The sequence below is a fragment of the Streptomyces sp. NPDC058664 genome (assembly GCF_042716635.1).
In the GTDB taxonomy this organism is placed as follows: Bacteria; Actinomycetota; Actinomycetes; order Streptomycetales; family Streptomycetaceae; genus Streptomyces.
Genome location: NZ_JBHXRW010000126.1, coordinates 1 through 6,867, shown reverse-complemented (window position 1 = coordinate 6,867; position 6,867 = coordinate 1). Strand labels below are relative to the sequence as shown.

8 protein-coding genes and 2 pseudogenes are annotated in these 6,867 nt (G+C 67.0%); 6 read left to right on the top strand and 4 right to left on the bottom strand.

Annotated elements, in window-relative coordinates:
* Positions 1-305 (top strand): transposase (locus ACFWUY_RS40155; RefSeq protein ID WP_384121681.1); only part of this gene is annotated, 305 nt, incomplete at its 5' end.
* Between the two features lie 54 nt (positions 306-359).
* Here the strand turns inward: ACFWUY_RS40155 and ACFWUY_RS40150 are convergent.
* A pseudogene (locus ACFWUY_RS40150) lies at positions 360-749 on the bottom strand (helix-turn-helix domain-containing protein); the annotation flags it as partial.
* 198 nt (positions 750-947) lie between these two features.
* Between ACFWUY_RS40150 and ACFWUY_RS40145 the strand changes: the two are divergent.
* From ACFWUY_RS40145 to ACFWUY_RS40125, 5 genes and pseudogenes are all read left to right on the top strand, one after another.
* Complete coding sequence (locus ACFWUY_RS40145; protein ID WP_384121679.1) at positions 948-1,469, top strand: helix-turn-helix domain-containing protein; 522 nt, start codon at positions 948-950, stop codon at positions 1,467-1,469.
* Positions 1,363-2,061 (top strand): transposase, encoded by a 699-nt coding sequence (locus ACFWUY_RS40140; protein ID WP_384121677.1) that lies wholly within the window; start codon positions 1,363-1,365, stop codon positions 2,059-2,061. Before ACFWUY_RS40145 ends, ACFWUY_RS40140 begins: the two co-directional genes overlap by 107 nt.
* Before the next feature lie 454 nt (positions 2,062-2,515).
* Positions 2,516-3,031, top strand: coding sequence for a hypothetical protein (locus tag ACFWUY_RS40135; protein ID WP_384121675.1), 516 nt, complete (start codon positions 2,516-2,518; stop codon positions 3,029-3,031).
* A gap of 18 nt (positions 3,032-3,049) precedes the next feature.
* Positions 3,050-3,412: a hypothetical protein gene (locus tag ACFWUY_RS40130; protein WP_384121673.1), complete on the top strand. Its 363-nt coding sequence runs from the start codon at positions 3,050-3,052 to the stop codon at positions 3,410-3,412.
* Between the two features lie 80 nt (positions 3,413-3,492).
* Positions 3,493-3,920 (top strand): annotated as a pseudogene (locus ACFWUY_RS40125) (transposase); the annotation flags it as partial.
* A 903-nt stretch (positions 3,921-4,823) separates the two neighbouring features.
* Here the strand turns inward: ACFWUY_RS40125 and ACFWUY_RS40120 are convergent.
* From ACFWUY_RS40120 to ACFWUY_RS40110, 3 genes are all read right to left on the bottom strand, one after another.
* Entirely contained in the window at positions 4,824-5,027 is a 204-nt protein-coding gene (locus tag ACFWUY_RS40120; protein ID WP_030556983.1) for a cold-shock protein, read from the bottom strand.
* A 208-nt stretch (positions 5,028-5,235) separates the two neighbouring features.
* On the bottom strand, positions 5,236-5,511 hold the full coding sequence (locus ACFWUY_RS40115; RefSeq protein ID WP_384121671.1) for a hypothetical protein: 276 nt from the start codon (positions 5,509-5,511) through the stop codon (positions 5,236-5,238).
* A gap of 354 nt (positions 5,512-5,865) precedes the next feature.
* The gene (locus tag ACFWUY_RS40110; protein ID WP_384121669.1) at positions 5,866-6,402 is read right to left on the bottom strand and encodes a hypothetical protein; all 537 of its coding nucleotides are present in this window, start codon (positions 6,400-6,402) and stop codon (positions 5,866-5,868) included.
* Positions 6,403-6,867 lie beyond the last annotated feature (465 nt).

Here is a 6,867-nt window from a genome sequence, read left to right as displayed (position 1 = left end):
TCCCCACCGCCGGCCACCTGGCCGCCTACGCCGGACTGGCGCCGGTGACCAGGAGCTCTGGCTCCTCCATACGCGGCGAGCATCCCTCGCGCCGCGGCAACAAGCAGCTCAAACGGGCCTTCTACCTCGCCGCGTTCGCATCTCTGTCCCAGCCCGAATCACGCGCCTACTACGACAAGAAACGACGACAGGGCAAGCACCACGTCGCGGCCCTCGTCTGCCTCGCCAGACGACGCATTGACGTGCTCTTCGCCATGCTTCGAGACGGGACCTTCTACGAGCCCCCGGCAGCCATCGCCGCTTGACGAAAACCATAGGGGCACCTTTTTGATCCGTGGCCACTCGTGCGCGATCCAGGGGGCGATCTCGGACTCGTCCCGCTCGACCGCCCGACGTTCGGGCCGTTGCAGACTCCATCCCAGCCGGCCGGTCAGCAACCGCCACACCGACGCCTTCGACAGGACCGCTCCCGTCACCCGCTCGACGACCAGGCCGACTCGTTCCAAGGTCCACAGATCGGCCTCGAAGCCATGCGCCGGGGCGCCTTGCTCCAGCGCGGTCCGCACCCGCTCGACCTGGATGTCGTCCAGCTTGGGCGGGCGACCGGTGGCCGGACGCCGGCGCAAGGCATCGGTGCCGCCTTCCTCCCAGACACGCTTCCACCGCCGCACACTCTCGTCACTGACCCCGAGCATCTGTGCGATCTCGGCATTCGATCGTCCCTGGTCGAACAGCTCGGCCGCCCGCACACGCCGGGCCTCGGCCAACTGCGGCCGCGTCAAAGGAGGGACAGCGGGCCTGGAGGCGACAGGCGAAGGCTTGAAAGGCACGAGCCCAGGGTCCCATCAACAAGCCCGTCACGCCCACCGAACTAACGAAAAGATCAGTAAGCGGCCTTGCGTAAGTCGGGTTCAGGGCGGGCATACCTGCTGGTGGGAGGGGGTTCCGTGCCGAGACTGTTGGTACTTGAGCTTACGCCGGATCAGAAGAGTGATGTCGAGGAACTGCTGCGGCGGCGGGATGTGGCGCCGCATACGCGGATGAGAGCCGAGTGTGTGCGTCTGTCGGGCCAGGGGCGGACGCCCGCAGAGATCGCGGGCATCATCACCGTTCACCCTGTCACGGTACGAAGGGCACTTCGCCGGTATGTTGCCGGAGGACTGCTCGCTCTGCGCGACGCACCTCGCAGCGGCCGGCCGCCAAAGATCACCCGAGCAGACCTGGACGCGCTCGAGGGCATGCTGAATGAGTCCGCCAAAAACGGCGGCCCGTCCTGGACCCTGCCCAGGATGGCAGCCTGGCTAGAGCGTGAACGGGGTGTGCACATCCACTCCGCACGGCTGTCCGTGCTGCTCAAGCGGGATGGCTTCCGCTACAAACGGACGCGCACCACCGTGCGGCACAAGGCCGACGAAGCCCTCCAGCAGATCGCGAAGGATCAACTGGAGGGCCTGCGGCTGTACGGCTGAGGGCCGGAACCGGCGACATCGACCTGTACTACCTGGACGAGGCCGGCTTCGCACCGACCTTGCCCACCGGATACACCTGGGCCCGCCGCGGCACCCACGCGCTCGTCCTACAGGAAGGCACCTGCGGCAGACGGGTCAAACCCTCGGCGCCCTGAGCATCGACGGCCCTGACCCACGACTGGTCTTCCGCACCACCACCGGAAAGATCACCGCCGATGTGCTGCTCGACTTCCTGTGCACCCACATCGCCGGCCTGCCCGAAGGCTCGCACTCCCTCAAGACCGCCCCGCCACCCGACAGGCCGCCCCCACCACGCACAGTCGTCCTGGACAACGCATCCGCTCACCTCAGCCGTGTGGTGAAGGCAACCCGGCCGCAGCTGGAGGACCACGGAATCACCCTGTACTACCTGCCGCCCTACAGCCCGGAACTCAACAAGATCGAGCGGGTCTGGCGGTCAGTGAAGTACGAGGACATCCCCATCCGCGCCTACCCCTGGATCGAAGAACTCCAGGCCACCGTCGAGCAGGCCCTGGAACAACGAAACGCCCTACTCCGCCCAGCAGTAACCGACTTACACAAGACCGCTTAGAGACCGACTCGGACCCGATACCTGACGCGTGCACCACTCTCCCCGAGTCCGATGCTCTCAACGCCTACATAAGCAGCCTCTAGCCGTTCGACAAGGCCGGGCAGGACGCCCTGCAGAAGGCCATCGAGGACGCGGCATCCGCTGCCCCAAGCAGCCTCTGACCATGCAGGCGCCCGTGCTCAGCAACCCGCGCGCCTGCCGCTGCCTCGTCGCCGCAGAAGTGACCGCATCCAAGGCCCTGCAACTGGACTGAGTCCCGAGTGGCAAGGCTTCCGCATATTCCTCCCTTTCTGTCCACCTACACGGTAGGTTCACCTGATCGCCACATCAGGACCACCGGAGCGCGCCATGATCCAGCCCAACGCCCCGCAGCCCGGCCCCCACGGGACTCCGCCCGAAGAAGGGGCTCGACGCGGGCAAGATCATCGCGATCGTCCTCGGCGGCATCTTCGGCGTGCTCGTGCTGCTCGGCGCCATCGGCACCGGAACCGCCGTCAAGGACAAGTCACGAGCAGCCCCTCGACGGCCCCGGCTATCAACAAAACGTCCTCGCCGGCTCCCGCCACGGCCATGCCAGAGCCGTCCAGCGCCGCCCACCGAGGCACCCGCGCCCACTACGGCCATACCTAACCTGGCACCCACGGCTAGCGTCCCGGCCGCTGGCCTCCCGGCCAAGCCCGACGCCGCCACCCGGCAGGCCTACCTCGACGCGCTGAACGCGGTCGGCCCGCGCATCATCAAGCCGGACAAGGAAGATCAGGCGGTCAGCCGCGGTATCAACCAGTGCTCCTCGAATCAGGACGACCGAGGACGAACCAAGCTCGCCACGCTCGCTCTGGACCGGTTCACCGTCACCACCCGACTCTCCAACATCGCCACCTCCGAGACGGGTAAGGCGATCGTCAAAGCTGTGCGCACGCACCTCTGCCCGACTTCTGACCCACCCTCGCCCCCGCTGAGGCACGACTAACCTAATGAGGACACCGCCATGACCAATCCGTATCAGCAGCCGCAGCAGCCGAGCCCGTACATCACGACGCCGATGACGCCGAACTCACGACCGCGCATGTTCAACTCGACCGTGGCGAAAGTGGTCTGGACGCTTGTGCCGATCGCGACCATCAGCATCGGCGCCGCGATCCCGTTCGTCGTCGCCGCACTGAAGGGCGTCATCCGGCCGTGGGTGGCAGTCATGTACGTCGCCGTCGAGGTGCTCATCCTCGGCATCTTGACAACCGCCGCCCCGGACAGCGAGCACCCGTTCATCGGCATGCTGCTGATCTTGCTGATCGCGACCTCGGCCACGCACACGGCACTACTCGACAACGACCGAGTGACCATCGGGAAGTGAAGCCCGCCTACCTGATCGTTTCAGAATGAGGTTGACGTGAGGGCTTGGCGGTCGGGTCTGATGGCGGCAGAGTGTTACAGGTGCCAGATGATCTTGTGCCTGATGACCGGTGGGAACGCATCGCTCCGCTGCTGCCACCCCGGCCACCGCGGCGTCATCGGTATCCCGGACGGCTGCCGGCCGACGACCGGGCGGCCCTGCGGGGCATCGTGTACGTGCTGCGCAAAAACGTGAGCTGGAGGAATGTGCCTACCGAGCGCACCGGCTGCAGCGGAGTGACAGCCTGGCGGCGACTGCGGGCCTGGACCGAGGCCGGCATCTGGCCCCGCCTGCACGAAGTGCTCCTGGCCGAACTACGCAAGGCCGGTCTGCTGGACATGGACGATGCCGCGATCGACGCTTCGCACGTCAGAGCGTTGAAAGGGGGGCTCACACCGGGCCTTCGCCGGTCGACCGCGCACAGCCGGGCAGCAAGCACCACCTGATCACCGACCGGTACGGCCCCCCGCCGCGCCCGCCCCGGCAGCGCTCGGCGGATTCCACCTCGGAGCGTATTACACCTGCTCGACAGCAGCGGCGAGCTGCCGCCTGTGCCCTGCGATTTCCGGGCCGACACCGCGTGCCGTCCCATCGCCGAAACCGCCCCGCTCATGGAGCTGGCCCGTCGGACCTTCTTTGTCGGGCCTGCCTGAAGGCTATCGGCGCCGCCCCCGGCCCAGGGAGACCAGCAGCGTGGAGGCCCCTGGCAGGTCCAGGTGTGACACAGGAGCATCCGGACCTGGCTGTCGATCGGGCGGTCCTTCACGTTTGAAGAGGCGGCCCGGCTGGAACTCGCGGACCGCCATACGCAGCATCCAGAGCTTCTCTTCCGGCCCGTGGTGCGCACCACCACGGGGACGGTGCTCCCCTGGCCGGGGTGCCGTCAGCAGTCGTCGCCGCTGGCGAAGAGCTTGACGATCCCGGTCTTCCGGGCCTCGAGGGCAGCGTGCATCCGGCCGTCGCCAGGAGTCGATGCAGGCACTCGGCTGGGGTGTCCCAGCCGAGTGCCTTACGTGGCCGGTTCCCCTTCGGGCTTAGCGGCCGGGAAAGGTTCCGTAAGGCGGTCCAAGCGGATGTAGAGGGCCCGAGTCGGGCGCGGTTCTGGACCGCACTGGACGGTGCCGGTAGGTAGTGCGAACAAGCGCCGACTGGTCTCACGGAGAGCGACTTCGGCAAGAGTGCCGCGGCCGTCGTTCTTCGGCAGGGTGGCGGCCTGACGTCGCTGTTCGGGGGCGGCCCCCGTCACAGGACCGGGGCCTGTCCCGCGCGCTCCGTTCCGGCACGGGCCGGTAGGGACCCTAGTCCGTCCGGGTGAGTGAAGGGGCCGATTCCGTTGTCCAGGTCACAGCCCCGGTTCCGCCGGTGGGGCGGGTCAGGCGAGGTTGATGTTCTCCGCCTGGGGGCCCTTCTGGCCCTGCGTGACGTCGAACGTCACCATCTGGCCCTCCTGGAGCTCACGAAAGCCCGTGGAGTTGATCGCCGAGTAGTGGGCGAAGACGTCCGGGCCGCCGCCGTCCTGGGCGATGAAGCCGAAGCCCTTCTCCGCGTTGAACCACTTCACAGTTCCTGTAGCCATGTCTCATGCCTTCCGGTCGATGAACGCCTCCCGCACCATGCGGAAGACAGAGGTGATCGCCCTGGTTCCTGCGGCACAGCACAGCAAAAAACCCACGCCGAAGGCATGGGCAAGGGAACTTCCGAACCACGACAGCTAACGGGGACGGTACACGTCCGCACACCCTGTGACCACAAGAAACGCCTCATGGCTCAGGGGCAGATGACCGTCAGGGCGTGGGAGGTACGGCGCGGGTCAGAGGTTCGGGGGCGCTGTAGAAGGCGGCGTACAGGGCGGCGGCCAGTTCACGGGCCCGTCCCTCGCCGTCCACGTCGTACAGCGCGACGTAGATCGGGTCGGCGAAGGAGTCCGGGCGGATCTGCCGGGAACGGATCAAGTAGCGGACAGTGTCGTACACCGTGATGTCGAGGGTGTGCTGCGATGCGGTGAGCGCGTCAACCTTCACCGTCCGTCGCAGGCCCTGCCATTCGACGGCGACGAACACGGCCAGAAACCGGCAGGTGACCGACAGCTACACCTGTGTGGTGTGGGTGAAGCCAAGGGAGGTGAGTCCTTCGGTCTGACACAGCCTGTTGGAGGCCATTGACCTCGGTTTGGAGGAGTTGGTAAGCGGCGTCGTGGGACTGGCCCCAGTGCATCGCTGCCCGCCACAGGTTCGGGCCCAGGCCGCAGCCTGGAGTCTCGGGCAGGACGGCGAAGTACTGGGGCAGGAGGTGGGGACGTTCGATGGCATCGGGGCGTACTTCCATGGGGCCTATCGCTCCCATGATGCGGTCTTCGATGGCTGCGGCGAGGGCCGGGCCGTACTGGTTAGCCTGCGTTTGGGCGTGGAGGAAGGTCAGGCTATCGCTCGCCATGGTTTCGGCGAACGGGCGAAGGGCTCCTGTACGGAGGTCGGCCAGTCGGTGACGGGGCGGACCAGACCGCCGGGGCCGGGCAGGGGTCGGCAGCAAAGTTTTTCAGTTGGATATGGGCGCACCGGGAGGGGGCCGGTCTCGGGGCCGAGCGGGCGCACGATCTGGGCGTTGACCGCGTCGTGCACGGTGGCGAACTTCGTGGCCAGTTCGGCTGCTTCAGCCATGATGCTGCTGTGGTGCCCGTAGGCAAAGGCCTTCACGGTGCCGCGTCCACGCCGAGTCAGGGCGGGGATGAGGGTGTGGTCGGACTGGTGCACCACGTCACTACAAAGGACTGCCTCGGCCTTCTCTCCACCCCACCGCTGGTCCTTGTCGTAGGGCAGAAAGTCCCCGGTGACAGCCACCCCCAGGGTGTCCTCAAAGATGTCGACGGTCAGCGCATCGGGATAGACGGGGCCGAGAGTCGGCACGATCGGCGCGGTTAGTGCGGGCCGGAGCCAGTCCCAGCGGAAGAACATGAGGGGCAAGGGACCGGCAGCGGCTGCATGAGCAGCGTCCTCGCAGGAGACAGAAGGTGCTTCGCGTTGACGCAAAGCGTGTCCTACGTGCGAGCGGGGCGTTGGGCTCTGTGACACATACGCTGGTCCAAACGCCCCATATCGGGGCCGGTGCGGCCCGCGGCCCCGCTTCCGCGCTCTGGCGACGGGGTCGCGTCAACGGCTCCCGGCTTCCCCTTCCCGGACCGTACCGCCGAAGGCCCTGGTCTCCCTCCAGACCAGGATCTTCGTGCTGCCGAACACCGTTCAGTGCACCCTGGACCTGGCGGGGCTGTCGGACCGGTGGGCCCAATCATGGTGTTCCGGTTCGGCGGCTCGGAATCGCAGGCGTCTGAGTGGACGTTAAGTCCGTTTCTGGTAGCGGCCTCGTCCGGGTTGGGTGAGGAAGCCTTGGCGGGTGAGTCGTCCGAGGCGGCTGCGGGTGAT